Origin of the sequence: uncultured Pseudacidovorax sp., assembly GCF_913773995.1 — a bacterium.
In the GTDB taxonomy this organism is placed as follows: Bacteria; Pseudomonadota; Gammaproteobacteria; order Burkholderiales; family Burkholderiaceae_C; genus Xenophilus.
On record NZ_CAJYES010000003.1, the window covers coordinates 1 to 24,987 of the forward strand.

The 24,987-nt window shown below is 63.8% G+C and carries 20 protein-coding genes, 1 tRNA gene and 1 pseudogene; 8 read left to right on the forward strand and 14 right to left on the reverse strand.

The annotated features are described in order from the left end of the window. Nucleotides 1-245: 245 nt before the first annotated feature. The 3 genes from QZ772_RS00140 to QZ772_RS00150 all read left to right on the forward strand — a co-directional run bounded on the left by QZ772_RS00140 (nt 246) and on the right by QZ772_RS00150 (nt 2,118). Entirely contained in the window at nt 246-569 is a 324-nt protein-coding gene (locus QZ772_RS00140) for a hypothetical protein (RefSeq protein ID WP_295521721.1), read from the forward strand. A 99-nt stretch (nt 570-668) separates the two neighbouring features. Then, entirely contained in the window at nt 669-932 is a 264-nt protein-coding gene (locus QZ772_RS00145) for a hypothetical protein (RefSeq protein WP_295521724.1), read from the forward strand. 241 nt (nt 933-1,173) lie between these two features. Next, the gene (locus QZ772_RS00150) at nt 1,174-2,118 is read left to right on the forward strand and encodes a DUF4365 domain-containing protein (RefSeq protein WP_295521727.1); all 945 of its coding nucleotides are present in this window, start codon (nt 1,174-1,176) and stop codon (nt 2,116-2,118) included. A gap of 258 nt (nt 2,119-2,376) precedes the next feature. On the opposite strand, the gene QZ772_RS00155 is transcribed toward QZ772_RS00150, so the two are convergent. After that, nucleotides 2,377-3,105: an SOS response-associated peptidase family protein gene (locus QZ772_RS00155; protein WP_295521730.1), complete on the reverse strand. Its 729-nt coding sequence runs from the start codon at nt 3,103-3,105 to the stop codon at nt 2,377-2,379. 321 nt (nt 3,106-3,426) lie between these two features. Here QZ772_RS00155 and imuA point away from each other — a divergent pair, with 321 nt between their 5' ends. From imuA to QZ772_RS00180, 5 genes are all read left to right on the forward strand, one after another. Further along, nucleotides 3,427-4,230: a translesion DNA synthesis-associated protein ImuA gene (gene imuA / locus QZ772_RS00160; RefSeq protein WP_295521733.1), complete on the forward strand. Its 804-nt coding sequence runs from the start codon at nt 3,427-3,429 to the stop codon at nt 4,228-4,230. Then, nucleotides 4,181-5,491 (forward strand): DNA polymerase Y family protein, encoded by a 1,311-nt coding sequence (locus tag QZ772_RS00165; RefSeq protein ID WP_295521736.1) that lies wholly within the window; start codon nt 4,181-4,183, stop codon nt 5,489-5,491. Before imuA ends, QZ772_RS00165 begins: the two co-directional genes overlap by 50 nt. A 9-nt stretch (nt 5,492-5,500) precedes the next feature. Beyond that, nucleotides 5,501-8,602 carry an error-prone DNA polymerase gene (locus QZ772_RS00170; protein WP_295521739.1) on the forward strand — a complete coding sequence of 1,034 codons (3,102 nt, stop codon included), beginning with the start codon at nt 5,501-5,503 and terminating at the stop codon, nt 8,600-8,602. Nucleotides 8,603-8,814: 212 nt separating this feature from the next. Beyond that, nucleotides 8,815-9,267 (forward strand): tyrosine-type recombinase/integrase, encoded by a 453-nt coding sequence (locus QZ772_RS00175; protein WP_295521742.1) that lies wholly within the window; start codon nt 8,815-8,817, stop codon nt 9,265-9,267. 473 nt (nt 9,268-9,740) lie between these two features. After that, nucleotides 9,741-10,742 (forward strand): YiiX/YebB-like N1pC/P60 family cysteine hydrolase, encoded by a 1,002-nt coding sequence (locus tag QZ772_RS00180; RefSeq protein WP_295521744.1) that lies wholly within the window; start codon nt 9,741-9,743, stop codon nt 10,740-10,742. Here the strand turns inward: QZ772_RS00180 and QZ772_RS00185 are convergent. The 13 genes and pseudogenes from QZ772_RS00185 to QZ772_RS00245 all read right to left on the reverse strand — a co-directional run bounded on the left by QZ772_RS00185 (nt 10,739) and on the right by QZ772_RS00245 (nt 24,972). Then, nucleotides 10,739-12,262, reverse strand: a complete 1,524-nt coding sequence (locus QZ772_RS00185; protein ID WP_295521747.1) for a UvrD-helicase domain-containing protein — start codon at nt 12,260-12,262, stop codon at nt 10,739-10,741. The genes QZ772_RS00180 and QZ772_RS00185 overlap by 4 nt on opposite strands. Then, nucleotides 12,259-14,022: an AAA family ATPase gene (locus QZ772_RS00190; RefSeq protein ID WP_295521749.1), complete on the reverse strand. Its 1,764-nt coding sequence runs from the start codon at nt 14,020-14,022 to the stop codon at nt 12,259-12,261. The genes QZ772_RS00185 and QZ772_RS00190 overlap by 4 nt, the downstream gene beginning before the upstream one ends. Then, complete coding sequence (locus tag QZ772_RS00195; RefSeq protein ID WP_295521752.1) at nt 14,019-14,501, reverse strand: very short patch repair endonuclease; 483 nt, start codon at nt 14,499-14,501, stop codon at nt 14,019-14,021. The genes QZ772_RS00190 and QZ772_RS00195 overlap by 4 nt, the downstream gene beginning before the upstream one ends. After that, complete coding sequence (locus tag QZ772_RS00200) at nt 14,502-16,163, reverse strand: DUF2357 domain-containing protein (RefSeq protein ID WP_295521755.1); 1,662 nt, start codon at nt 16,161-16,163, stop codon at nt 14,502-14,504. Nucleotides 16,164-16,166: 3 nt separating this feature from the next. Further along, nucleotides 16,167-17,843 carry a hypothetical protein gene (locus QZ772_RS00205; RefSeq protein ID WP_295521758.1) on the reverse strand — a complete coding sequence of 559 codons (1,677 nt, stop codon included), beginning with the start codon at nt 17,841-17,843 and terminating at the stop codon, nt 16,167-16,169. Beyond that, nucleotides 17,809-19,314, reverse strand: coding sequence for a DNA cytosine methyltransferase (locus QZ772_RS00210; protein ID WP_295521761.1), 1,506 nt, complete (start codon nt 19,312-19,314; stop codon nt 17,809-17,811). Before QZ772_RS00210 ends, QZ772_RS00205 begins: the two co-directional genes overlap by 35 nt. A gap of 69 nt (nt 19,315-19,383) precedes the next feature. Continuing rightward, nucleotides 19,384-19,572, reverse strand: coding sequence for a CopG family transcriptional regulator (locus tag QZ772_RS00215; protein WP_295521764.1), 189 nt, complete (start codon nt 19,570-19,572; stop codon nt 19,384-19,386). Nucleotides 19,573-19,661: 89 nt separating this feature from the next. Next, entirely contained in the window at nt 19,662-20,357 is a 696-nt protein-coding gene (locus QZ772_RS00220; RefSeq protein ID WP_295521767.1) for a hypothetical protein, read from the reverse strand. Then, complete coding sequence (locus QZ772_RS00225; protein WP_295521770.1) at nt 20,354-20,491, reverse strand: hypothetical protein; 138 nt, start codon at nt 20,489-20,491, stop codon at nt 20,354-20,356. The genes QZ772_RS00220 and QZ772_RS00225 overlap by 4 nt, the downstream gene beginning before the upstream one ends. Nucleotides 20,492-20,907: 416 nt before the next feature. Beyond that, nucleotides 20,908-21,369: pseudogene (locus QZ772_RS00230) on the reverse strand (ATP-binding protein); the annotation flags it as partial. A gap of 180 nt (nt 21,370-21,549) precedes the next feature. Next, a complete protein-coding gene (locus QZ772_RS00235; RefSeq protein WP_295521772.1) occupies nt 21,550-22,512 on the reverse strand; it encodes a hypothetical protein in 963 nt (320 codons plus the stop codon). Nucleotides 22,513-24,159: 1,647 nt separating this feature from the next. After that, nucleotides 24,160-24,235: transfer RNA gene (locus tag QZ772_RS00240), tRNA-Phe, on the reverse strand. A gap of 44 nt (nt 24,236-24,279) precedes the next feature. Further along, a complete protein-coding gene (locus tag QZ772_RS00245; protein ID WP_295521774.1) occupies nt 24,280-24,972 on the reverse strand; it encodes a response regulator in 693 nt (230 codons plus the stop codon). Nucleotides 24,973-24,987 lie beyond the last annotated feature (15 nt).

Sequence of the window (24,987 nt, forward strand, 5' to 3'; positions counted from 1 at the left end):
TGAATTCGCCGGCGACGCCGGCCTTCACTGAGGGCTACGGAAGTGTCCATTTCTCCACCAAGAATTAGGTGGAGAAGAGCATCCTTTGGTTTTCACCGGAATCAAGGTGGGCCGACTGGACGCTCACGCCGGTATGGGCCCTTTGCGCCAGCACGATGGCCGGCTACAGTCGGCCAGCAACGGCCGCTCGCGTCGCAGGCACAATCTGACCGCTATCGGACATCCAGGCTCCCGACTCTAGCGCCATGAATCCAGATTCTGTTATCCAAGATGCAATCGAGCGTGGCGAACGGTATGGCTTGGAATCTCTGACCGGGGTTCAGAGGGTGGTGTTCGCGATTTCCGAGGCGGAGGTCTACTGTGACAACAACGGTATCGACGGGCTAATTCACCGATACGGCGTCCCTGGCATGCGCACCTTCGCCGAGGCCTTTGACGCGGTCGGAGCAACTGATGTCGCGAGCACGTTGCTCGCCTTGGCGAAAGGTGCGCCGCCGCCGGAGGCCTTGCTCGATCGCGCAAATAGGCTAATTGTTGATCGGCGAGGCTACACATACGAGAGCTTGTAGAAACTCGTAGAACGTGACGCCTGATGCGCCAAACCGGAAGTTGTCCGCCAGAACCGGACATTCAGATCAGCCTGCCGACTTACCCTCTTGCGCCTATGTATGACCCTGAAAGCTGACCTAAACATCGCCGAGATTCCCCACGAGTCAGGAGCTATCAAGTTCCGGTATGCGCGGGTGTTGGCTCCTGACAGGACTCGATGGATTCGCCATGGCGTTTTCGTGGAGTATCACGAAGACGGCACGGTCGCTTCTGAAGGGCAGTACGTCGATGGCAAGGAAGATGGGTTCTGGCGAGACATCCCTCCCAACGGTCATCCTGCGGCAGAGGGCCATCACCGTGCAGGGCAAGAGGTCGGCATCTGACGATTTTGGAAGTTTGATGGGACCGAAGAGCCGAGCACCAACTATGGCGACTGACGGCCAGGAGCAGCCGGTCGCGATACCGGCACATTCCGGCCGTAAGCCGACCTTCGCATGCGAGGGTCACTTGTAACGGCGAACCGAAGCGCGCCGCTATAGTTGTGCAGCCCTCACTTGGCAGACTTTCAAGGCCGCGCCACAACGCGCAGCCGCCACCACTCCACCGAGCAGCTGAGAGCACTGCATGGCCGCACCACAAACCGAGCGTCTTGGCGTTTCGGCGCTAGACCACTTCTTCTCGCAGCATGGTTGGCTGTTCCGAGAACAGACCACGCACGATTATGGGATCGACGCGCACATTGAAATCGTAAAAAATGAGCGTCCGACCGGAAAGCTTATTGCCTTGCAAATCAAAAGTGGCGCAAGCTTTTTCACTGAGGAGACCAACGAGTCTTTCGTTTTCAGGACCGATGACAAGCATGTTGTCTATTGGGTTGAACACTCAATGCCCGTGGTCCTTGTCCTTTACAACCCGACTACTAAAACGGCGCACTGCTGTGAGGTGAACCGCGACACAGTTACGAACACCGGCAAGAAATGGAAGATTGAAGTCCCGAAGATTGACATGCTTGCCAACCCAGAGCAGTCGCTGCATGAGCTGGAGTCGCTCACCCAGCCAGAACCGTACGTTCGCCGTTTAAACAGGTTGCGCATTGACCGTCGTTGGATGGACTTAATCGAAGAAGGTTTGGAGGTTCGTGTGACCTTCGATAAATGGGTGAACAAGTCACTCCCGCGCTATCAGGTCACCATCTATACCGAGGACGAGAGAGAGGCTTGGCCGACTCTTTACGCCCCCGGCGTTGGGATCGAAGGCATGCTCCAACATTTCTTTCCCTGGGCGGATTTCACCGTGGACAGCGATGAACATGAGAAGGGAGCGCGGGAAAAGTACGAGGCAGAGTGCTACCTGTACCACTACCGGGAAACAGGGGAATCGTTCTACAGCCAAAGTTTCGACGATTGGTACAACGCGCCCAAGGGTCTTGTCCCGGTTTTAGAGAATGGTGAGACCGAAACCTACGTGTTGATCTTGTCATTGAACGAATTCGGCAAAAGCTTCTTGGTCGTTGATGACTACCTTGCTGACCCCGACGCTCAGGAAGTAATCGGATTCGAATTGAAATGATGTCGGCAGAGGCGCGTCGTCGCCCGTCGCTCGACTCGCGCGCTTGGACCGCGGATTGGGAGTAAACGCTGCGACCGCCTCAATGCGCCGTCGGTCCGGCATGCTGGGCCTTAACCGACCTCTCCCTGTCAACGGCTTCTGGCCGATAGTACCTGTTCGATTCTCTTTCGCGTGCAGCTGCAACCAGCCTGAAGCCGGCGTTCAGGACTCCGAGTGCGTCTGACCGCTCTTGGCCGATAGCAGTCGCCGGAGAATCTATCAAAACAGGCCGCCTTGCGCCGGCGCGTGCGGTGCTGACGGCGCTGGTGGCGCTGGTGGCGCCTCAGGCTTCACGACGCGGTTCGGCGGACCCGGACGTTTTTCTCTGGCTTGAGGGAATCCTGTAATCGCTCCCTGCCACTGCCTGAAAAACCGGGGCGCATCCGCCAAGGGACATGCCATCCAGGCGTCGTACTCTTCCGGATCGAGGAAAACCGGCATCCGCTTCTCCGTCCCCGGCTCGTGGAACTGGCTGTAGAAGGGATGTGCATCGCAATTCACCGTCAGCATCGTGTAGCTGAACTTCTCGACACCGTGTTCCAGCCACTGGCTGTACAGGCCAGCGATGCCGAACGGCGTGCCGTCCTCCTTCTCAATGCGCCAGCGCTCGCTGGTCAGGTCCTCAGCGTACTTGGGCTCGAAGACCGCCTTGGCCGGGATCACGCAGCGCAGACCGCGTGCCCAGCTTTCCTTGAAGCTCGCCTTGGTGCTCACCGTCTCGCTGCGCGCGTTGTAGGTGCTGCGGCCGTACGCCACCTCGCGGCGCCAGGGCGGCAGCAGACCGAAGCGTCCAGCCTCAAACTCCCGCTGGCCGTTCACCAGCCGAATGAACGGCCCCAGCCCGGTAGGGTAGAGCTCGGGAGGCGTCTCGACCTGCGCGTCTCTCTGCACACCGAAGAACGCCAGGAGCTCATCGGCGTTTGTCACGGGCAGATAGTTCGCGCACATGGAATCGATGATAGGCCGCGGGACGTCGGCACGACTTTCTGAAGAAATCTCACGACGTAAGGCTTGGACGCCGAGGCCGCGCCACCATCCCGGACGGGTTGCCCATGGAAGGCAGTTGTCCCAACCGACTGCGCATTCCCCCTCCCTTACAACCCCTTTGGCCTGCCCTGCGCAGGCCTTTTTCTTGGGGGCGCCGACGCACGGGTGTAGCTCCGCGCAGCAGGCCTTTCTAGAGGTCGCTGACAAGAAATTTAACGGTCGGCGCGCCCCCACAAGGGCGCTGGATCGGATACTGTACGCCCATACAGCTTCTCGATTCACATGACCGCCGCCCTCCCCCACTGGTCCGAGCCCGAGCTGCCTCCTGAGGCGCCGGCTCGGACGCGGGCCGTCGTGGTGCCCGGCGAGATTCCTCAGGGCGTCTGGCGCGGCAGCGAGCTGGGCAGCCAGGTTGCTGAAACCGTACCGTCCGGCTGGGCCGCGCTCGATGCGCAGCTGCCGGGCGGCGGATGGCCACGCCGCTCGCTCACCGAGGTGCTGACGCCGCAGCCTGCCGTCTGCGAATGGCGCCTGCTCGGTGGCGTGCTTGGCCAAGTCGCCGCTGCTGGGGGCCAGGTGGTGCTGGTTGGCCCGCCCAAGCCGCCGCACCTGCCGGGCCTGCTGCATGCCGGCATCGGCGCCGCCCAGGTGATATGGGTGAAGGCCGAGACGCCGGCCGAGCGCTTGTGGGTCACCGAGCAGATGATCAAGTCCGACGCCGCCGGCGCCATCGTGGCCTGGCTGCCGCAGGCGCGCCAGGAGCAGATCAGGCGCCTGCAGGTCTGCGCACTCGCCTGTAAGGCCCCCGTCTTCCTGTGCCGACCCGAAGCGGCCCGACATGACTCCTCGGCCGCGCCGCTTCGCCTGCACACGACCTTCCGGCTGGACTGGGAACTGGAGGTCGACATCTTCAAGCGCCGTGGCCCCGCCCTGGACGCACCGCTTCGCCTGCCTTCCATTCCGGGCGGCCTGTCTTCCATCCTCACGCCTCGGCTGCTGACGCCGAGCCGCCTGACCCAAGCCAAGGAGGCCTCGCATGCTGTGGGCAGCCCTGCTCCCCGCACTCGAGAACACGCCCTCCACTGAGCTGCTGCATGGCGCCGCGCAGTGGGCGATGCAGTACACACCGCGCGTCACGGTCCTGGAGGCCTCCGCGCTGGCCATGGAGCTGTCCGCGAGTACGCGCCTCTTCGGCGGCAAGCGCCTGCTGGTGGAGCGCGTGCGCAACGAGGCGGCGGAACTCGATCTGCGCGTGCCCAGCTGGGCACCGACGAGCCTGGCCGCCCTGGCGCTGGCCCGGGCCGGGCAGACGAACGGGTTCAGCAAGCCGCTGGCGGAGGTGCTGGACGCCCTGCCCTTCGATGCGCTGAGCGCCGCCCGGGTGCATGAGGCCACGCTGTCCCGGCTGGGCTGCCGCAATCTGGGCCATGTGCGGGCCCTGCCACGTGGCGGCCTGAGCCGGCGCTTCGATGCCGGCCTGCTGACCGCCATGGACCAGGCCTACGGCCTGCGGCCAGAGACGCACGCCTGGGTGCAGCCCGCCGACCGCTTCGCCCAGCGTCTGGAACTGATGTCGCGCGTGGAGCTGGCCCCGGCCATGCTCTTCGGGGCGCGGCGCCTGCTGCTGCAGCTGTGCGGCTGGCTCGCCGCCCGGCGCAGCGGGACCACCGCCATCACGTTGAAGTGGTGCCACGACGTGATGCGCAGCAAGACGGCCGGCGACGGCGGCGAACTCACCGTGCGCACGGCCGAAGTCACGCGCAACGTCGAGCACCTGTCGCGCCTGCTGGCCGAGCACCTGGCCAAGGTCGAGCTCAAGGCGCCAGTGGGCGATCTGGAACTGATCGCCGACGAGGTGCAACCCTTGGAAGAGCGCAGCGGCGCCCTGCTCCCCGATCCGGCGCAGAGCGGCGAGTCCCTCGCGCTGGTGCTGGAGCGGGTGGCCGCCCGCCTGGGGCCCGAGCGCGTGCTGCGCCCGGTGACCGCGGCAGACCACCGCATGGAGTGGATGGTGCATTGGCAGCCAGCCGACCAGCCGCTGCCTCGAAAGGCCGTGCACGACGTCTCGCTGCCGCAGCCCACGTTCATGCTGCCCCAGCCGCTGAAGCTGGCGGTGCGCGGCGACCGGCCGATCTACCAAGGGCCACTCATCATGCTGTCGGGCCCCCACCGCGTCGAAGGCGGTTGGTGGCACCGGCTTTCCGACGACCAGGGCCAGCAGTCCACGGCCAACGTGCTGCGCGACTACTGGGTGGCGCTGAGCGAGCACGCCGGCGTGCTGTGGGTGTTCCACACCCGCCTGGACGACGAGCGCGGCGCCTGGTTCCTGCAGGGCGTCTTTGCGTGAGGCAGTCCCATGGCGCTTTCCCACTACGCCGAGCTTTGGTGTCTCTCCAATTTCTCTTTCCTCCACGGCGCCAGCCATCCTGAAGAACTGGTCGAGCGTGCCCACGAGCTGGGCTACTCAGCTCTGGCCCTCACAGACGAGTGCTCGATGGCCGGCATCGTGCGGGCGCATGTGGCGGCTAAGGAGGTGGGACTCAAGCTGCTGATCGGCGCACAGTTCAAGGTCGAGCACAACGCCCCGTTCACCTTCATCGTCCTGGCGCGCAACCTGCAGGGCTACGGCAACCTGTGCGAGTTCATCACCAGCTTGCGGCGCAGCGCGGACAAGGGGACCTACCGGCTGACCTTCGGCCACCTGGCCAAGCAGCGCTTCGAAGACTGCCTGGTGCTGCTGGCCCCACCGCGCGGCACCACTTCTGACCACCTGAACGCCCTCACCGACTGGTTGCAGGCGAGCTTCGAGGATCGATGCTGGCTGGTCGCGCTGCGTGAACGGGTTCTCGGCGACGAGATGTGGCTGCACCAGTTGCGCCAGGCCGCGAACGCCTTCGGTGTGCCCGTGGTGGCCGCTGGCGACGTCCACATGCACTTGCGCTCCCGCAAGCCGCTGCAGGACGTCCTGACCGCCACCCGCATCGGCAAGCCACTCACGGAATGCGGCCTGGCCCTTCAGCCGAACGCCGAGCGCCACCTGCGCACCCGGCTGCGCCTGGCCCAGCTCTACCCCGCGTCGCTGCTGCGCGAGACCCTGCGCGTAGTTGAACTCTGCGACTTCTCGCTGGACGAGCTGCGCTATCAATACCCCGACGAGGTCGTGCCAACGGGCGAGACCCCGGCCTCCTATCTGAGGCGCATCACCTACGAAGGTGCAGGCCGCCGGTGGCCGGAGGGCGTCTCAGCCAAGGTGCAGCAGCAGATCGAGCACGAACTGTCGCTCATCTCCGAGCTGCACTACGACCACTACTTCCTGACCGTCTACGACATCGTACGCTTCGCTCGCTCCCGACACATCCTCTGCCAAGGACGGGGCTCTGCGGCCAACTCGGTCGTCTGCTACTGCCTGGGGGTCACCGAAGTGGATCCGGCGCGCATGTCGGTGCTCTTCGAGCGCTTCATCAGCCGGGAGCGTAACGAACCGCCAGACATTGACATCGACTTCGAGCACGAGCGCCGTGAAGAGGTCATGCAGTACCTGTACCAGAAGTACGGGCGCGACCGCGCCGCCCTCGTGGCGACGGTGATCAGCTACCGGCCGCGCTCGGCGATCCGGGACGTGGGCAAGGCCCTCGGCTTCGACCTGGAGACAGTGGATGCCCTGGCCAAGGGCCACCAGTGGTGGGACGGGCGCGAAGTGCGGCCGGAGGCCTGGGCCGAGGTTGGCCTCGATCCCGACGACCTGCAGGTGCGCCAGCTGGTGGCGATCACGCAACAGCTGATGGGGTTCCCGCGCCACCTGTCGCAGCACGTGGGCGGCTTCGTGCTCACGCGAGGCCCGCTCGCCCGCATGGTGCCCATCGAGAACGCCTCGATGGTGGACCGCACGGTGATCGAGTGGGACAAGGACGATCTGGATGCCGTGGGCCTGCTCAAGGTGGACTGCCTGGCCCTGGGCATGCTCACCGCAATCCGAAAGTCGCTGGAGTTCATCGGCGAGCGCAGGGGCTACCGCTTCGAGATGCAGGACATCCCGGCGGAGGACCGCACGACCTACGACATGATCTGCAAGGCCGACACGGTGGGTGTGTTCCAGATCGAGAGCCGGGCCCAGCAGGGCATGCTGCCGCGCCTGAAGCCCCGCTGCTTCTACGACCTGGTGATCGAAGTCGCCATCGTGCGGCCTGGGCCCATCCAGGGCGGCATGGTCCATCCCTACCTGAACCGGCGCCAGGGCAAGGAGCCGGTGACCTACCCCAGCGAAGCGTTGAAGGAAGCGCTGGGCCGTACGCTGGGCGTTCCGGTGTTCCAGGAGCAGGTGATGCAGATCTCCATCCTCGCCGCGGGCTTCACGCCGGGCGAGGCGGACGGGCTACGGCGCTCCATGGCCGCGTGGAAGCGCAAGGGCGGGCTGCAGCAGTACTACGACAAGATCGTCAACGGCATGACGGACCGTGGCTACGACGAGGCCTTCGCCAAGAGCATCTTCGAGCAGATCAAGGGCTTCAGTGAATACGGTTTTCCGGAGAGTCACGCAGCCAGCTTCGCGCTGCTGGTCTACGCCAGCTGCTGGATCAAGTGCCATCATCCGGCGGAGTTCCTGGCGGCCATGCTTAACAGCCAGCCGTTGGGTTTCTATTCGCCTTCGCAGCTGGTGCAGGACGCGAAGCGGCATAACGTCGTTGTGCGGCCCGTGGACGTGATGCACAGCCAGGTGGACTGCTCGCTCGAAGGTCTGCCGCATCCGCCGGCGGTGCGGCTGGGCCTGCGCATGATCGACAAGCTCAAGGGTGAGTCGGCGCAGCGGATCGTGCAGGCGCGGGAGCAGGCGCCGTTCGACAGCGCAGAAGACCTGGCACGGCGGGCAGGCCTTGAACAGCACGAACTGAAGATCCTCGCGGCAGCCGATGCGCTGATGAGCCTGTCTGGTCACCGGCGCCAACAGGTCTGGGATGCGGCAGCGCTGCGACGAGCGCCGATGCTGCTGCAGGACGCACCGGTGGATGAGGACTATCTGGAGTTACCCGAAGCACCGGAGGGCGAAGAGATCGTTTGGGACTACCGGTCCCTTGGCTTGACGCTGCGGCGCCACCCGCTGGCATTGCTGAGGGAGAAGCTCAAAGCCAAGGGGCTCAGCACCGCGGCTGACCTGTATAACCTGCCCAGCGGAAGGCATGTGCGCTACTGCGGCATCGTGACACTGCGCCAGCAGCCGGACACGGCCAATGGCACGATCTTTGTCTCACTGGAGGACGAGACGGGCGTGGTGCAGGTGATCTGCTGGAAGAGCCTGCGAGAGCAGCAGCGTGAGGTGATGCTGCGGTCTAGGCTGCTCGCTGTGCGCGGCGAATGGCAGCGCGAGGGCGAGGTGCGAAACCTCATTGCGCATCGGCTTGCCGACCTGTCACCGCTGCTAGGGCGGCTGGCTGAATCTGCGGACAGTCGGGATTTTCGATGACGGTGCAAAGGAGCATAACCAGCCGCCCCTCGGAGCGGCGGCACATGGGCAATGTAGCAACTGCGATGCATTACGCGGCAAGCAGAGGGAGTACGCGGACACTGTTGGAAAAGGGAACACCAGAAGGCCGAGTGATGTTGGCCGATGCAGACGGTCGCGTCGACTGAGAGCAGCGCGGCTTCGTCCGCGAAGGCCAGGCCTACGAGGCGAGCTTGTTGGGACGGGTTGACGTAGACGCCTATGTCCAGGGCGGCCGTATCCGGGTGCGCCTGCACGAAAAGGGCGGCAAGCTGCACGCTGTGCCCTGCAACGCGATGCTTGAGCGCTACCTGCTGGCCTATCTCGACGGAGCGGGCATGCGTGCTGATTCGAAGGGTTTCCTGTTCCGCACGGCGCGCGGCACGACGGGACAACTGTCCGAGCGGCCGATGGGTCAGTCCGACGCCTACCGCATGATCCGGCGCCGCGCCGCCGCGGCCGGCATCGCGACCCTCGTCGGCAACCATTCGTTCCGCGCGACCTGCATCACCGAGCTGCTGCGCAACGGCGGCAAGCTCGAAGATGCGCAATGGATGGCAAACCATGAGAGCGCGCGCACGACCGGCCTCTATGACCGGCGCAACGACGACATCAGCCTCGACGTGGTCGAGCGGATCGTGATCTGAGGACACCCAGCAGGCGGACTTCGATGTTGAGGACGACGACTGCTTGACCGATGGCAGCGCCAGCTCGATCTGTAGCGTCTCGACATAGGCCGCGACATGGACCGGCTCGATGTCGCGCAGCTCGGTGATGCCGGCTTCGTCGCTACACCAGACCGCGAACTGCGTGGCGGCGCGCGCATAGGCGCGGCGCGTGTTCGGGTTGCGGATGTTGGCCGTGAAGAATTCGAGATAGCGCCTGGCCGCGTCGGGCGTCGGCGCGAAAAGCGCCGGCAGGACGGGCAGGTCCGCGGTGATCTTCGTCAGCGCCCCTGCCATGCCCCCTCGCCGTTAACCGGTGCTTGATAACGTCCTTTATCAGGCACTGGTTAACAAGAAGTGAAGGGGCCGGATCAAGACCTGTCGGGCCCGCATCGGCTGCGGTATGGTGCTGGCAGAGGTGCGCTGCGTCGCGCCTACCTGTGGAGGAAGTTCAGGTGTTCATTCTCGATACCGATCGTCTTCGCATCGGCGACATCATCCTGACAGCGGACCAGACGCTGCTTAGCAAGGGCATACGTGCGGCCACCGGAGGCTCGTTCTCTCACGCCATGCTCTACGTGGCGGACCACAGCTACATCCACTCGGACGGCGACGGGGTCCATTCCGGCAACACGCAGAGACGGTTGTTCTCCGCCCTCGGTGATGCAGCCGTTCTGCGCCTGCGGACTCCTGATGCTTCAGCCGTGGAACGCGCGTGTGTGTACGCGCGGACCCAGGTCGGAAAGCAATATTCGAAGGCGGAGGCCGTCAGGTCAAGAAAATTTAGGGATGTGGCGGATCAGCTGGAAGACTCGAACCGCCAGTTCTGTTCGCGGCTGGTCGCGCAGGCCTATTCGTTTGCCGGAGTGCCCCTCGTTCCTAACGCGGACTACTGCTACCCGAGCGACTTTGCCAGCTCGCAGCTTCTGCTGGCGGTTGCGGCGCCGCTTCGACAGGCGCGCGCCGCCGAAATCAAGTTCGCCCAGTCCGAAAACCCTATTGAGCGGCAGACGCGAGCGACCAACTTCATCCTGGACGAGGTGCGCAAGCTCAGCGGTCTCGACATTCAGACCTTTGAGCAACTGCCGGAATTTCTCATCCAGAACCCACAACACGATGCAGCGGTGTGCGAGATCGTGAAGGCGTCAGGCTACCTCGATTTATGGAAGGAAGATGTACTGCGCAATCCTTGGCGCTACGACGCCGCGGAGTTTAGGAGGCTCCCTTTGCCATCTGCCGAACGAGAGCGCGTTGCGCGTCGGGAATTGCCCGCTGCCGAGCAGCAGCTTCAACAGTTCACGTTCGTGTACGGGCAGTACCTGACGCTCTGGCAACAAGCAAAGCTTAACTACTTCGCGGCGGAACTGCAGCTCTACATGTACCTAATCGATGTCACCAAGCAGCGGATAGAGGCGGCGCGCCAAGTGCTGGGGCAGCGTCCTGCAGGCGATACCTAGACTACGAACAGAGGGCTTGGATTCGTTCGTGACACTACCAGCTGCAGCCGATGCGTGGCGCGGCTTAGCGCGACGTACAGCAGGCAGCGCGCATCTTCCTTGTCCGGAAACGTGTCAGCGTTGACAGGGAGAAGAATGACGCTTTCGCATTCGAGGCCCTTGGCCTTGTGAATCGTGCTGATCGCGCGAGCGGGCGGGCTTGGCCGGGCGTAGGTGCGACGGTGCGTGATCTCGGCGAGCCCGATGTCAGGGCTCTCGTAGTCACCAAGCCGCACAGCCTCCCAAAATTCTTTGCCGTGATCGATCTCGATAGCGCCGAAGGCTGCCTGCTGTTCCTTCATCTCACGCAGGCGCCGCAGCATCTTCGACACGCCATGATGATCGGGTTCGGCCGTCAGCGAACGGGCAAGCTCCTGGATCAGGGCCGGTTTGCCGGATGTGGATTTCGTGCAGCCCTCTGTGGCTTCGCGGATCAGTCGATCGCCGAAGGCTGATGGACTGAAGCCCTTACCGACATCGTCCATAAAATCGACAACGGCCGCGGCAATGGCGGCCGCGTTGCCCATGTCGGCCTGGATTGCGGCAACGAGACGGTCAAGTCCGTCCCTGGTGTGTCCCTCCCAGATCGGCAGGCGGCGCATGAACATGGCCCGGATTGCCCGTGCGGTGTCGTTGTATCGCGTGAGGACAAGCAACGATGACTGGGTCTTTTCAAAGTCGTCGATCGGCTTCCGCTGCATCGACGCCAGCTGGATGCCCATGCGGACCTGCGACTGGTTTTCGGCGATCACTACCTGAACACTGTCCGGCAGCCCGGACCTCAGATCGATGCGACCGTTGTTCTGCAGCGTCTCGCGTGCCTTAAGGGTCCACGCCCCAAGATCAGGGCAGCCACCGCGACCCCAGCGATGGGGAAAGTCCAGCCGCTCGAAAGCTTGTGCTGCACCGGTCAGCGCATTCCAGTCGTAGCGCGGCAAGGCCCCTTTTACCGGCTTGTCGGTAAAGATGCGCTGCATCGGGTCGGCGAATATCCGCACACGCGACCCCTGCCCGGCTAGTGCCATCACGACGGCATGCTGATCGCCGCTTGAATCCTGGTGTTCGTCACACAGCACGACGGGGTAGCGACGCGCTGCAGCAGTCGCGACCATGGGATGGCGCTTGAGCAGCGCGGCCGCGCGCAGCGCAAGCTCGCCGTAGCCATCCTTGCGTTGACGAACCCATGCTGCTGTGTCCGCCGGCAAGCCGAGGCCCGCGTGATACGCACCGGCAATGCTGGCAATCAGGCTGTCGATCGTCGCGATTTCTACACGGGAGCCGGCCCCTTTGGTGCGGCTGGCGAAGACTGAACATGCGGCATGCGTGTGCGTCAGGATGAGCATGCGCTGCGCGTCGCGGGCTCCGGACAGCGCATTGGCGTAGTCCGCGCCTTGATGGGTCTTGCCACAGCCCGCCGGCGCTTCCACGACGACAAGCGGAGCGTCGGAACGGATGGCGGCGCTGACACTCGCGTCGCTCAAGATGGCAGGTCTTCCAGAATTGGCAGGCCCGCCGCGGTGCGAGCAGCATTGCAAAAAGGCAGCAGCTGCGTCTTGACTGCGGGCCAGACGCCAAGGCTGAACAGCTTTTCGGCAAGTTCGCGGCCGCCGCGTTCCGTCTTGAACCAGTCCTGCGACTGCTTGCTATACGTCTTCTTCTCGGCCTCTGGCGTGCCTTCCGGCACGGTGCCGCCAGCCGCTTCTCTGACGAGCCGCTTCAGTTCGACCCCGGCCTTAGCCTTGATGCTGGCGAAGTCCTTCGGATCGATCTTGAGACGCATCGCCAGGGAACGTAGCCGGCGCCCGGTCTTTTCATCGTCGGGGTCGGTGATGAAGGCTTCGATCTTGTCATCAGTGAGTGCATCGACGATGTTGGATTCGATGTCGCCCGTTTTCCAGCGAAACAGCAGTGGACCAAGCTTCTTCTGCACTTCCGTCCAGCGCGTCGGGTGCCTGTTCTCGTCGTCAGCGAATCCGCCAAACTGCATGCCGCCTTTGGATAGGGATTCCAGCAGCTCGATCGTCGTGTCATGACCGCCGCCATCAGCGACGTGGAACCCGAGAGGCTGGAGTTCCGATGCCAGCGCTTTTGTGAGCAGACACCGGACGAATCCAACTTCAGTGATGCCCTCGGCGACGATGGTCAACCGGGCAAGAAACGCATCAGGGTCGGTGGCGCGGAGTTTCGTGACCTTCGTGCCTGTGAGTTGTCCCAGTCCGCCCGTCTGGTCCATGTACCAGAGAGACGCTTTGCCGGCGGCGGAGATCGCTGCTGGGCTATGTGTCGTGATGAACGCCTGCGACGAGGCATCCTGCAGCCTCGCCATCAGGATGCGCTGTCGGTACGGCTCCAGGCCACGCTCGACTTCATCGACGATGGTGATCGGATTACCGCCCTGAATCTGCTCGGCGATGGCCAGCGCCGACAACCGCCTGGTCCCAGCGCCCCAGCTTGATAGGGGCAGCTGTACCGTCTCGCGCATTGCCGTCAATCCGACGAGGGAGGCGATCGACGGTCCCTGCCCACCCGTAAGGGCGATATCGAGATCATTCGGTAGCTTGTGGTCGCGGAACACCTTGTTCAACTTGCCGAGAGCCTTGCGTGCATCGTCGGATAGCTGCGAAAGCATGTCGTCGTTCTCGGCGAGCTTGTTCGCTATGCGAGCGCGGAGCCCCTTGTCGGTCAACAGCCTGTCCAGTGCCGAACCCTGCACGAGCCGCAAGTCCCGATCATTGCGATCGTCGCCACTCAGGCGCACCAGTCCGATCGCGCGACGAAATGAAACTGGCAACGATTCCGTCATCCCGCTCGGCTGAACGATCTCGTAGCTGAGTTCGAGGTCGGAGGTGCCACGAACGCGCAACACGTACACCTCTTCGCCGGCAGGCTCGCTGCCTTCGTCGTGAGCCGGAACGGTTGCGTTCTCGCCGTTCCAGTTCCACGGCCACGACGGCTTCGTCAGCTGATTGATGCCAACGCCCGCGGGCAAGGCCATCACGGCCTCGATGCTGAATTCCGCCGCTTCGTCGCGCAGGTTGTAGTCGCTGTCCAGGACCGACGCACTGTTCGTCGGGCTCAGGAGAAGGCTGATCGCATCGAGGATCGTCGTCTTGCCGACATCGCCACCGCCGAGGATGAGGTTGACGCCGCGCGCCGGGTGCCACGACAGGTGCTTGATGCCGCGGAAACGCTCGATGGTCAGCTTGTAGATCGTGGGTACGCTGGGGCTGCCTGTTGTCACTTCCGGGCTCTCCCTTGGTCAATGTTCTCCCCGGCGATATCGAGCATCGGGCCGGCACCATTCCGGACAAAGTGAGTGGCGCTGTCAAGGACGCCGTCTTCAGGAAGGCGGCCACTGCCGCGCAGCGCGCATTCCCAAATGACCAGCACGCGCCAGCCTTCGGCCAGCAGCGCATCGACCGCCCTTTGATCGCGCGTAGCGTTTGCTGCCAGCTTGGTCTGCCAGAAGTCCTGCCGCGTCGCGGGCAGCTTCGACAGCGCGCAGCCATGCGCGTGCCAGAAGCAGCCGTGAATGAATACGGCTGTATGGTGCTTCGGAAAGACGAGATCGGGCCGGCCGGGGAGTGACCGGTCATGCAGGCGGTAGCGCAGGCCCCGCGCGTGCAATCCGCGGCGGATCAGCATCTCGGGCTTCGTGTCCTTGCCCTTGATGCGGCTCATGTTGAGCTGGCGCTGTTCGGGTGTCAGCACGTCGGCCATTCACGCTCCCGCTCCCGCGTCTGCCACGATGGTGCGCAGACAGCCCCGCAGCTCTTCGCCCGACATGCCGGGCCGCAGCGTCACCGCGCCGAAGCGGAATTTCTCGCGGTACTCCGGATGGAAAAGCCGGCCCGGTACGGGCGTGGCCTTGAAGTCCGTCTGCGGGCCTGCCGGCACATGCGGGGTAAGCAGATAGGCGGCTGTCACGATGCCCTCGGTCCGGCCGCTGCCAACCTCCTGCACGAGCGCGTCGCGGTAGGTGTGGATCGAGTTCAGCGCATCGTTGAGGCCGTCATTGATGCGGTACTTCGCGTCGAGCACGATCACCCGCCGTTCCGGGCCGCCCAAGTCCCTGCCCGCCAGCACAACATCGGGCACCATCGTCCGGCTGAAGCTGCCCTCGCGGCTGTCCTCGACCCAGTATTCGCGGTACTGCCGCTGGAAACACAGCACGCGGTCACCACCAATCGGGACGGTGATCGCGCCGGCCGCGATCGTCACGCCGCCGCCGGCCTCGCTGAGGAACAGGTTGCTCAGGTCCACGCCCGACGTGCCGTATTCCTCGACGGCGGCGCGCAGCAGGCGCAGGAAGCACCACAGCTCGTACAGCTCATAGGTCCGGGCCAGCGGCATCTGCAGGAAGTCGCCGAACAGGGCCGCGAGGCCGAGATTCATGTCCTGCCAGAGCCGATAGAAGCGCTGATAGACCGGATCGTTGCGGAACAGCGAAGACATGCGCAGCAGCGCCGGCCCCTCGCCGACCTCGGCCATGAAGCCGGCCGCCGCGACATCGTTCAAGCGCCGCGCGATCCGCCGCGTCCGCACGGCCCAGCTGCCCGCCGTGGTAACCGTCTCGGGATCGTCGGTGGTTCCTGCCTTTACCAGCAGCTCGGCGATACCGGAGAGCCAGGCCGCCCAGGAATGCAGGCAGGCCTTGATCTGCCGGTGCTCGGGGATGTCCACGCTGTTGCGTCGCTGCCGTAGCGTGATGTGCGCCGGCAGGCGACCCTTCAGCGCGGCCGGCAGACGCGAAGGCCGTACCGTTTCGGTCCTGATTACGCCGGACCGGAAGGACTTGATGATCTCGGGGCCTGTTGCGCGTGTGGCGCGGTGCGCCGGCACTGTAATGTCCTCGGCGCGCAGATAGTGGCGCGGGGCACGCGCAATCGCCTCGACCGTCGCGACGATCGCTTCGGCGCGCGAGCGCAGGAACTCGAGGCGGGCCAGCGGCGGCTGCCGGTTGCCCGGCTGACGGGCAATGCCCTTGCGGAACGCGCTCAGCGAGAACAGCGCGAACGTGTCTTCAAGGACTTCGCGCACCATCGCGTCGAAGTCGTCGCGCGTGAGCTTGCGCAGGTCTGGATCGGTCGTGACCTCGAAGCGGCGCGTCCCGATGCCTGGCACGCGCAGCACGGCCCCGACCATGCCGGCATGAAACCCAGGCTGCCAGCGCCAGCGGGCCTTGCGCGGTTCGCGCGAGCGCAGCGCCTCGACGGGCGCATCGTCGATCAGCAGGTCGGCCGCAAGCGCATCGTCGCTGTCGCGCAGCTCAAAGAGATAGGACGCCCCTTCCCGCACCGCGCCGGGCGGCACCGCATCCGGCACAGGCCAGACCTGCCATGCCGGTCCGCCGCCTTCCGCCTGGATGTAGAGCGCCGCCACGGTTCACCGCATCGCCTGGAAGGAGCCGAAGTCGTCGAGATCGGTCAGCAGCCGGCGGACGAAGGCCTGCGCGCGCGGCAGGCCTTCACAGGCCTTGTCGAGGCCGGTCAGCAACGTGCGTTGCCGTTCGGCACCGCGCAGCTTGACCAGCACCTTCTGCACGAGCAGCTGGTCCGTGACATCGGCCGCAGCGCTCTCCAGGTGCGCGGCGTCGAAGGCGTGATAGCGCACGAATTCCTCGATCAGCCGGTAGCCGAAGCCGAGCCCGTATTGCTGCATGAGGCCGTGGATTTCGGTCAGCTTCGCTTCGGACGCGGTACGCGCATCCTTCAGCTCGGGATAGCGGGTTTCGAGCGAAGCGAGGAAGCCCGGCACATCAACCGCGGACATATCGATCACCGACGCGCGGTCGAGGACCTTGTCGCTGACCGGGTTCGTCGTCTCATCGACGTTGATGGTGCCGATGATGAACAGGTTCGCCGGCAGTGGCAGCTCGGCCCGGATGCTGGCGCCGGTCGTGCCTTCAAGCGGCACGCTGTTCGAGTGCAGCTGCAGCCGGCCCTGGGTCTCCATGCAGGACAGCACGTCGGACAGGTAGTACTCGACGCGCGCCAGGTTCATTTCGTCGAGGATGACGAAGACCGGGGACTCGCGGTGCGCGGTCGCGACCAGCACCGCTTCGAGGAAGGTCGGCACGACATAGCGGTTCGTCAGCACGTCGAAATAGCCGGTCAGCCCGGTCGGGTCGGTCCACTCCGGCCGCACCGGGCACTCGAAGATCAGCGGATCGTCGTCCGTGTTCGAGGTCAGGCCATGCACTGCCCTGGCGTACTTCAAGGCCAGCTGCGTCTTGCCAGTACCGGAGAGGCCGGACAGGATGACGAAGTGCTTGTGCGGCAGGAAATTCAGCGCTGCATGAAAGCGCTTTACTTCGCCGTTCGGATAGTGGCCGCCCAGTGCCTTGACGGCGGCTTCGATGTCGGCCACCGGGATGCTCGCCGGCATGCGGCGCATGGCCGGGCTCAGCGTCGCCGTATCGGTCCAGACCGGCAGCTCGTGAATTTTCTGTGATCCGACCAAGCTGCCCAGCCAGCCGATGAACTCGCGCGCCAGCAGGCTGCGCCGGGCCGATGCGGTCGGTGGGTACAGTGCGACGACGATTTCATCCGGTTCCGTCGCCGGACCGAAGGGCGACATGTCGAAGGCGAGGCTGTCCCAGAACTTGGCGTTGCGCAGCCAGAGCCGCCCGTCGCGGGCGAGGTAGATCGGGACCAGGTTGTTGCGGGCGCTGTACTTGATGGTCGCGCCCGGAGCCTCAGGGGCTTCCTCGTCAGCGCCCTCGGACAGCAGATCGGCCGGTTCGGCGCCCGCGGCCTTCGCGGCGGCGCCGAGCTTCTTCATTTCGGCGAGGCGGGCCAGGAAGCTGGCCTTGTCCTTGCGCACCAGGACCGCGAAGTAAACCTCGTCCTCGGGCGGGAAGCGCATGACGCAGCCAAAGATCAGGGCTTCGGTGTCGTCCTTGACGTTGTCGAGATTGACGACGCCGAGCTGGATGCCGCCCTCGACGATCTTGGCGCTGTTGGAGACGCCGAACAGCTCGCGCGGGCGGACTGCCTTCGAGGTCCCGAAATGCTTCTGCGCGGCCTCAAGAAACCGCTGCTGCCGCTCGACGGGGTTCATTGGCAGCCTCCCTTTCTTCTGTTTGTTGTTTGAGCGTCTTCATGATCTGCGTCGCGACAGCCTTCGCGAGCAGCGGCGGGACGGCGTTGCCGATCTGCCGGAACGCCGGATTCATCGTGCCGCAGAACAGGAAGCCGTCGGGGAACGAGTGCAGCCGCGCGGCCTCGCGCACGGAGATCGTGCGGGCCTGCCTGCTGTCGTAGTGGATGTGGCTGTAGCTGTCCTTGCCGAGGTGCGCCATGAGCGTGCGTGCCGGCTGGTCGCGCCACATCTTGCGCCACTTGTTCGGGAACTTGCCCACGTCGTAGGGCGGCACGATCGAGGCCTTGATGTCCTCGTATTTCTGCGAGCCGGGTTTGACCTTCACCCCCTGCTTCGCGAGGTCGGCAAGGTGCTGCTCGAACATCGCCATGGCGTGTTCATAGGCCTGGGGATACTGGTCGCCCGGGTTCATGCGGGCGAAGAGCGGGTAATCGCGCGGCAGATATCGGATGACGTGGTCGGTCAGGACCGGCGGGGCCTCGAAGCCCGGCCAAGTCCGCATCAGCTTGGCATAGGGCGTGTGGGGTTCCCTGCCATAGGGCATGGGCACGTCGAAGCGGCGGGCGCCGCGGCGCAGCTTACCGCTTTTGAGCAGCTTGCGCGCGTCGATGGATGGCAGATCGCCGAGTGCATCTTCCGCAGTGATGGCCTGCGGCAGCGAGCGCGTGGCCTTTGGCGCGTGGATGTAGTGGTGCGCGTCGTCCGCGATCCCGCTGTCGAGGAACTTCAGTGCCACCGAGCGGGTGCCTTCATAGCCTGGCGGCAGGTCGATGAAGTGTGTCGGCTCGGGAAACGTCACCACATCGGCGATTTCGCGCCGGTAGGCGATCAGGATCATCCGCTCGCGCATCTGGGGCACGCCGTAGAAGGCAGCGTTCAGCAGCGTGTAGCGGCAGATGTAGCCCTTGCTCTCTAGGACTTCGGCGATCTCTTCGGCGATGTTCTGGCCGCCGTGGTTCAACACGTCGGGGACGTTTTCGACCACGACGGCAAGCGGCGCGAAGGCTTCGACGTAACGCAGATAATCGATGTAGAGTTGGGCGCGCGGGTCGTGCTTGAACGCTTCGGCGTGGTTGTCCACCTCGCGCAGCTTGGGGCGGCCGACGCGGGCGAAAGCCTGGCAGGGCGGGCCGCCGACGAGCACGTCGAAGGCGTCAGCTGTCGGACCGGCCTGCAGGTCCTTCACGAGCTGATCCGGGCTGGTCTTCGTGATGTCGCGGGCCTGCGAATGCGCTGCGTCGCCACCGTGGAAGTTGCGGCCGTGGGACGCCGCGGCTTCCGGGTCGAATTCGACCGCGCCGGCGATCGAGAACCCGGCTGCCGAGAACCCGAGAGAGATCCCGCCGCAACCGGCGAAAAGATCGAGCACACGGGGCTTGCCGCCCGCCTGCAGGCGGGCAATCTTCTGGCGGATGGCGCGCGTGCTCACAGGCGCGCACCTTCCCGTGATTGCTTGGTGGTCATGGTCTTGTTGGGATTTTTGGAAGGGTCGGCGCCGTTACTGGCGGCGGAAAAGCGGGTACTGCGCCTCGACGTACTTCTCGACGGCGTCCCGGACGACCCAGGCGACGGACACCTTTTTGTCTTCGGCGATCCTTTCCAGCTCGGCGTAAAGGTCTGCGGGGAAGGTCACCGACGCGCGAGTGCCTTCCTTCGCCGGAGCGTGCTGTTTCGCGGTGACTGCCATGGGGCGCTGCGAGTGTGTGCGGAGATGCACCACATTACACCACAGCGGTGCATCCGGCCTTGGGGTCACCCCCTATGGCGGCGGTTTGGCTATGCGGCGGCGGCCGGCACCGTCTCGCGCGGGAACAGGTCGCCGTTCCCGGTGAGGTAGTACTTGTTCGCCTCGTTCACCTTCAGCGTCCGGCTGAATTCGCGATCGATGTTGATGAGCAGGCCGCTGCTGATGAGCAGGCTGATGGCACGGCGGATGTCGCGCTCCGGGATGCCGGTACGCGCGTGGATCGTCTCGTAGGCGGCCATCGTGTAAGCGACGGCGTTCGAGCGCACGGCAGCCAGGTACAGGTAGAGCTTGAGGGCATGCAGCTCGTGTTTCGAGCGCAGGCTGAAGGTGGTGAACGGCTGGATGACGCCGTCCTTCACGATGGCCCGGCAGGGCAGCTTGAACCACTTTTCGTGCGGTCCGGTCAGCACGTAGCTGCGCCGCTGGGCCGAACCTTGTGGCGTGACGAGGCCGGTCCGCTGCAGGCGCTTCAGCCCGTCCGCGACCATGGCGCGGGGGCGGCCGGTGGCCACTTCCAGCTCGTCATAGGTCGCATGCGCAATCACGGCCGTGGTGCCGTCCTCCTGGGTCTCGGTCCGGGCCTGGAACAGCAGCGCGACGTAAAGCATCAGGGCCGCAGCCGAGGTCGCCGCCGCCAGTTCGCCATCGGGCGCCCAGAGCAGTAGCGGTAGCGCATCGCGCACCGGCTCGGACGGTGCGCGATGCCAGGGCATCGCGCGGATCACTTCTTCTTCCCCGAGGCGTGCAGCTTGAGGATCACATGCAGCGCGTAGCCGACGACCAGCAGCGCCAGCACGGGGATCACCGCGGTGAGCAGCTGCACGAGCTGCGGCGCGTGGGCCGCAAGCCAGTCAAGCACGTTGAGAGTTTCTTTTTTCATGTCGCACCTGAATTCAAAGAACCATGTGCAGCAATTTATTGAGACTAAGCAATTATCTCTAGATATCGGTGCGGGCCGTGGCGGTCTGTTCGACGAGAAACCGCATATGTGACAACGACTTGCACGGAATGCAAGCAGTCTGTGCGGGTCATAGCTTAGTTCATGAGTGGCCACCTGTGAAGGGTGGACCGAGCGTCGCCGCGGTGGGCGGCCGGGTGCTACGCGCGCCGCGCGCCGAGCCCTGGGTCTCGGCCAGAGGTAACGCCCCCTGACGCGAACAGCATGTTGTCCGGCGCGGTGCTGGGTATTTCGGCGATCGTGACCGCTGATTTCGGGATCGTGACCGACGCGCGGTTGTAGAGGCGGTTTGCGCGTAGTCAGTGTAGTTTTGGGGCCTACTGGGTCTGTTCGGGACCTCCTTTGTCGTGGGGCTGAGCGCTGCCCGCCGCACGGCGCAGCGAGTCGCCCTTGAGGCTGAGGCGGTGCTCCTTGGCCAGCAATCGATCCAGGATGGCGTCGGCCATGGTCGGGTCGCCCAGCCAGGCATGCCAGTGCTCCGCCGGCAGTTGCGTGGTCAGGATCGTGGCGCGAGCCGCAGTACCGGCACGGTCGTCAATGACCTCCAGCAGGTCGGCCCGGCTCGCCGGCTCCAGCGGGGCCAGGGCCCAGTCGTCGAGCACCAGCACCTCGGTGCGCGCCAAATTCGCCAGCCACGCCGCGAAGCCACCCTTGCCGTGCAGGATGCGCAGTTCCTCGGCCAGGCGCGGCACGCGCAGGTACAGCGCCGAGTGCCCCCGCCGGCAGGCCTGCTGCGCCAGCGCGCACGCCAGCCAGCTCTTGCCCGAGCCCGTTGGGCCCAGGCGTCGGCTGCAAAGCGGCACGGTTCGCGGATCCGTGTCGCCCACACGTTGCGGCCATAGGCTGCGCTGTGAAGCAATTGCGCGTAGAGCGCACGTATCCACCTGTGACACGATGGCCTGCTGGTCAATCCCGGTCCGTCGTGGCCTACATCAGACACATACCCTAATTCCAAGTTCTTAGACGAAATCGAGGAAACCTTCGGACTCTGCTTCAGCGACTGAGATCTGGATTGGCGGCAGAGACCCGGCAGCGCAGGGTAAAAATCTTGGGAATTTTCCCATGCCAAACGTTCTGACGTTGAGCGGAAGCTGCGGTTTCGCGAATGCGTCCGTTAGCACCTGATACGCGGCCCAGCGCCTTATACCGCGGATTGTTCTAGCATCTCGAAGATCCGTGCGTCCTACTATGCGATTCCAGTATTTGGTCGGGTCTGCGTTGCAGTTGTGAACCCAAGCGTACAAGCCAGCGGCCGTGATCCATTTAGCCTCTAAGAGGTTAAGGATGACTAGATCGTCGGGCCTTTTAAGTGGAAGCACGTGCACCCAGTAGTGGACGTGGAAGCCTCTAAGGCGCCCATACTCCAGCGACCAAGAGTACCCCACGAACCGTTCACCGAGGATGTACTCCATAGCGTCGTGAAACTTGGCGCGCAACGCCACGAATTCTTGAAGCTGTGCTTGCTTTTCGTCTTCGCCCGCCCCTTGGCGTTGATGGACGCGTTGGTCAAGATGAAGATCGAAGCGTAGTCCGAGTACTTGAGGATGGACGCTGCGCAGGTCCTCAACCCTCCTAAGCAAATCTCGAAACTTTTCAACGGCGTTGCGCTGAAACATGCGCTGCTCGTGACGAAGCTCAGGATCGCGTAGCGCGCTGCGCAGTTGAGCGACTTCTTGGTTTAACAATCTGAGTAATGCAATCTGGTGATCGACGGGTCTTTCTTGCGCCGACCCTTGATAGAGCCCGCCAACCGAACCGAACCGCCACTCCATGAAACAATGCACAAAGGGAGAAAACTTGTGGGTGGGAAACTCTTCTAGGACATCGCAAAGGTCAATAAGCATGGCTGCGCGAAGATTTCTAGCCTCTTCCGTCCAGGTAACTCTCGCTCTGGTCATGTCCGCAAGCGTGAGCGTGAGCATCGAACAGTCCTTATGGATTAGGTCGACCGCCGCGCGAGTGATCGTCATAAGCGCTCCTCTGACAGACCTACGATCAAGAGCCAATGGCTGGGCTGGGTTCATGTCTTCGTACCTTTCGACATTCGACTGTTGCCATATCCTTCTCGCCTCGCCTCCACATCTCGAAATGTGCTGGGCCGCGGCATCAGCGAGTCCCCAGGGCTTATCGTTGCTTCTCATGCAAATTCCTTCGATCTCTAGCAAGTTATGTTGATTGATGAAGCCAAGACCTTCACATGTTGCAACGGCGTTGCCGGCAAGATGGTGGCTTACAACCATCAACAGATAGGTGTTTTTTCGATATAGTTAGCGTTCCCTCAAGTTCGCTCCGCCAATTTAAGGCCCAACGGGGTTCACGCCCAGGCACTCCAATGGTCTAGCGCGTGATTCGACGCGGCTGACGAGGTCAGAGAACGCGGTTTTCTTTCGCTACGACGTTTTTCCGTCTTGCTCCGAGTTAGTTCCACATAGTTATTGCTTACTCAGATTTTTTAATCATTCAAGCGTCACACTCCGACCTTTATAAAGCGCCTGTGTCTGGACCATCCAGCGAACGTCCTGCCAAACTTGGAGGCGCCAAAAGGAGCAGCTCATTTTTGGCGCTGGTTCAAGCAAAGAGAACAGATGGCAATTTCAGTCAGGAATCGCCTTGCTCACACAGGACCGGTGCCGAGTACAGAACGTCTCACTGACCTCCACTTGCTTCGGGCGTCCTGCGCGGACCTACGCCCGAGCAGGGTCGGCTTGGAGTGCAAGCCGTCGCTGTAACGACCTCAGGCGCCGACTGAGTACGCACGAGAGCGCGTGTATGGCACCTGAGAACGCTGGGAGGCAGTCACTACTGGCCTGTGCGCCGCGCAGAGACGTGAAACACGCGCGGAAGAAGTACAGCGACTAAATGACTGGGGCTGGCCGACGGCGTCTGACAGCGCACACTCTCCCAGCGCTGGTGCTCGTGGCTTTCTTATAGCCCCTTGACGTCGACGGTGGTTGAGGCAGTGCGTCTGGACAGAAACGCCGCGACGCAGAGTGGTTGTATTTGGTCCATTCACGGTGCCTGAACCTCGGCGACATTCGCAGCCCGAGCCCGTGCTCCTGGAGCCCGCTGGGCGGAATGAAAGCTCCTCGACCACTTCGGCCGGCGCGGCACAGTCTCCGCGCACTCTCTAAGCAAGATGCACGGAGTCCACGATGGCCGATCTGAACGTGACCTCGACTCTAATGCTCAGAGGTTGCGCGACTCACTTGGTGCTAGATGCGGACTGCCTCGTGGTCAAGCGGCTGATACACGTCCACCCACCCACCATCAGCCCAAACGGGACGCGGATTCGCGGATGTAGTCCGAGCATCGATCAGCGCCGTGTTCAACCGCCGTGCAGTCATGGCATCGCCCTCCTGCTACATCTGCTACATCTAGCAGGCTTAGCAGCCCATCTGGAGATGCCCGGGCCGAAGTAGGGCTTCAGTTGCTCCCTACACGCCACCCCGTCCGATCGCCCTCGTGAAGGACTGGCTTCGAACTGCCTACATGACGCCTACATGGCTGAGAAAACAAAAAAGCCCGACTCGGTTGAGTCGGGCTAAGTGTCTGATTTCACAGAGAAAATTTGGTGGCCTGGGGCGGAATCGAACCACCGACACGCGGATTTTCAATCCGCTGCTCTACCAACTGAGCTACCGGGCCTTAAGGCTGGCCTTCTGTCTGTTCAACATCAGGCGAGCCTCAGATTATAGCGCAGCTTTTTTCCCTTTCGACAAGTCCACGCCAAGTTGCTTGAGTTTTCTGTAGAGATGGGTGCGCTCCAACCCTGTTTTTTCGGCAACGCGGGTCATCGAGCCCCCCTCCATCGCGAGGTGGAACTCGAAGTAGGCCTTCTCGAAAGCGTCCCGCACTTCACGCAGGGGACGGTCGAGGTCGAAGGTCTGGCGGGCCTGGGGGCCGGGGTCGGGCGCCGCGGGGTGCAGCACCGCCAGGATGGGAGGCACGTTCGCCGGCAGGGCGCTGACCGGCGCGACCGCGGCGGGCGGTGGCGGCGCTGCCGCGGCGCGGCGGCCGTCGTCGCGTGTCAGCCCCTTCTCGACCTCCTTGAGCAGCTTCTGCAGCGTGATCGGCTTTTCGAGGAAGGCAACGGCGCCGATGCGGGTCGCCTCGACGGCGGTATCGATGGTGGCATGCCCGCTCATCATGATGACCGGCATGTTCAGGAGGCCGGCCGCCGACCATTCCTTGAGCAGCGTGACGCCGTCGGTGTCGGGCATCCAGATGTCGAGCAGCACCAGATCGGGACGCTCGCGCTGGCGGGCCGCTCGGGCGGCGGAGGCGTTTTCCGCCAACTCGACGTTGTGCCCTTCGTCGTTGAGGATCTCGAACAACAGGTCGCGAATGCCCAGTTCGTCGTCGACCACCAGGATGTTTGCCATGAATGCGAAGGGTTT

Bases quoted from the DNA above. Each gene is read 5' to 3' on its own strand.
- QZ772_RS00140 (WP_295521721.1), top strand. From the start codon at position 246: ATGAATCCAGATTCTGTTATCCAAGATGCAATCGAGCGTGGCGAACGG.
- QZ772_RS00145 (WP_295521724.1), top strand. From the start codon at position 669: ATGACCCTGAAAGCTGACCTAAACATCGCCGAGATTCCCCACGAGTCA.
- QZ772_RS00150 (WP_295521727.1), top strand. From the start codon at position 1,174: ATGGCCGCACCACAAACCGAGCGTCTTGGCGTTTCGGCGCTAGACCAC.
- QZ772_RS00155 (WP_295521730.1), bottom strand. From the start codon at position 3,105: ATGTGCGCGAACTATCTGCCCGTGACAAACGCCGATGAGCTCCTGGCG.
- imuA (WP_295521733.1), top strand. From the start codon at position 3,427: ATGACCGCCGCCCTCCCCCACTGGTCCGAGCCCGAGCTGCCTCCTGAG.
- QZ772_RS00165 (WP_295521736.1), top strand. From the start codon at position 4,181: ATGCTGTGGGCAGCCCTGCTCCCCGCACTCGAGAACACGCCCTCCACT.
- QZ772_RS00170 (WP_295521739.1), top strand. From the start codon at position 5,501: ATGGCGCTTTCCCACTACGCCGAGCTTTGGTGTCTCTCCAATTTCTCT.
- QZ772_RS00195 (WP_295521752.1), bottom strand. From the start codon at position 14,501: ATGGCCGACGTGCTGACACCCGAACAGCGCCAGCTCAACATGAGCCGC.
- QZ772_RS00205 (WP_295521758.1), bottom strand. From the start codon at position 17,843: ATGAACCCCGTCGAGCGGCAGCAGCGGTTTCTTGAGGCCGCGCAGAAG.
- QZ772_RS00215 (WP_295521764.1), bottom strand. From the start codon at position 19,572: ATGGCAGTCACCGCGAAACAGCACGCTCCGGCGAAGGAAGGCACTCGC.
- QZ772_RS00235 (WP_295521772.1), bottom strand. From the start codon at position 22,512: ATGCTCACGCTCACGCTTGCGGACATGACCAGAGCGAGAGTTACCTGG.
- QZ772_RS00245 (WP_295521774.1), bottom strand. From the start codon at position 24,972: ATGGCAAACATCCTGGTGGTCGACGACGAACTGGGCATTCGCGACCTG.